The sequence below is a fragment of the Streptomyces anandii JCM 4720 genome (genome assembly GCF_014650655.1).
Taxonomy (GTDB): domain Bacteria; phylum Actinomycetota; class Actinomycetes; order Streptomycetales; family Streptomycetaceae; genus Streptomyces; species Streptomyces anandii.
In genome coordinates this window covers 481,268-482,830 of sequence record NZ_BMVJ01000001.1, presented here as the reverse complement: position 1 = coordinate 482,830, position 1,563 = coordinate 481,268, and the positions used below count along the sequence as shown (strand labels likewise).

Annotated in this window: 2 protein-coding genes and 1 pseudogene; all 3 read right to left on the bottom strand. The window is 70.7% G+C overall.

The genetic code is table 11. The annotated features are described in order from the left end of the window. A pseudogene (locus tag IE249_RS35920) lies at positions 1-297 on the bottom strand (hypothetical protein); the annotation flags it as partial. Further along, complete coding sequence (gene metF / locus IE249_RS02190; RefSeq protein ID WP_189703027.1) at positions 180-1,103, bottom strand: methylenetetrahydrofolate reductase [NAD(P)H]; 924 nt, start codon at positions 1,101-1,103, stop codon at positions 180-182. The gene metF and the pseudogene IE249_RS35920, both read right to left, overlap by 118 nt. 183 nt (positions 1,104-1,286) lie before the next feature. Beyond that, a partial coding sequence (locus tag IE249_RS35915) for a thiamine phosphate synthase (protein WP_229857262.1) occupies positions 1,287-1,563 on the bottom strand: 277 nt, incomplete at its 5' end.

The window sequence follows — 1,563 nt, the reverse complement described above, 5'->3', positions numbered from 1 at the left end:
GCCGAGGAAGCCGACGAAGGCGAGCAGCCGCCAGCGCAGCCGCGCCTTGTACTGCAGCAGCACCTCGCCGAGCAGCCACAGCGCGACGATGCCGAACGCGATGTAGAGGACCGTCCAGCCCATGTACGCCCCTCTCCCAGTGACCGCTACGCAGTGTGTCGTACGCGGGTGCGGCCGGTCTAGGCCCGCGGTGGGTGGTGCAGGCCCAGGTTCTCGTAGATTTCCAGCGTCGCCGTGGAGTTGTTGAGCGTGATGAAGTGCAGTCCGGGGACTCCCTCGGCCAGCAGCCGCGCGCAGAACTCCGTGGCGAACTCGATCCCGATCGAGCGTACAGCCGCAGGATCGTTCTTCGCTGTGAGGATCCGCTCTTTCAGACGGTCCGGGATGGCGGCGTTGCTGAGCTGGGGCAGCCGCTCGAGCATACGGACGCTGGTGACCGGCATGACCTCGGGGATCACCGGGGTCTCGCAGCCGGCCGCGGCGACCCGGTCGCGCAGTCGCAGGTACGACTCCGGCTGGAAGAACATCTGTGTGATGGCGTAGTCAGCCCCGGCCCGGCACTTGTCGACGAAGTGGCCGACGTCGGTCTCCCAGTCGGCCGAGCGCGGGTGCATCTCGGGGAAGGCGGCGACGCCCACGCAGAAGTCGCCCGACTCCTTGATGAGCCGCACGAGTTCGGCCGCGTACGTCAGCCCGCGCGGGTGCGGCACCCAGGTGGCCATCGGGTCGCCGGGCGGGTCGCCGCGCACCGCGAGCATGTTGCGGATCCCGGCGTCGGCGTACTGGCCGATGATGTTGCGCAGCTCGGCGACGGAGTGGTTGACCGCGGTGAGGTGGGCGACCGGGGTGAGGGTGGTGTCGGCGACGATCTGCTCGGTCTCCTTGACCGTGCCGGCGCGCGTGGAACCGCCCGCGCCGTACGTCACGGAGACGAAGTCCGGCGCGACCGCCTCGACCCTGCGCAGCGCGCTCCACAGGTTCCGCTCGCCCTTGGGGGTCTTCGGCGCCGAGAACTCGAAGGAGTACGTCGTCTTGCCGGCGGCGAGGATGTCACGCACGGTGCGTGCGCGATCAGTCCTGGTGGATGCGGTTCCGAGGGCCATAGTCGCAGGTTATCCAGGGGGCGGCGGTACCCCAACCGGGCACCGGAAATTTGCCCGAATTGCCGGATTGTTGTCCACCCTTCGGACACCAGTGACCGATATGGGCCGGTCGGCGCCCGTCCGGCGTCCACGAGACGAGACGCGAACGCCGTACTCCGCCCGCGTCGCCGTCCCCAGCCCGGCCTACTCCGCCTGCCGCAGCCGCTTGGCGAACTCGGCCGCCGCCGCGCCCGGGTCCTCGGCCTCGGTGATCGCCCGGACCACGACGACCCGCCGGGCGCCGGCCGCCAGCACCTCGTCCAGATTGCCGAGGTCGATGCCGCCTATGGCGAACCAGGGGCGGTCGGTGCCCAGGGAGGCGGTGTGGCGGACCAGGCCGAGGCCGGGCGCGGGGCGGCCGGGCTTGGTGGGCGTGGGCCAGCAGGGCCCGGTGCAGAAGTAGTCCACGCCCTCCTGCGCG

Bases quoted from the DNA above. Each gene is read 5' to 3' on its own strand.
- metF (WP_189703027.1), bottom strand. From the start codon at position 1,103: ATGGCCCTCGGAACCGCATCCACCAGGACTGATCGCGCACGCACCGTG.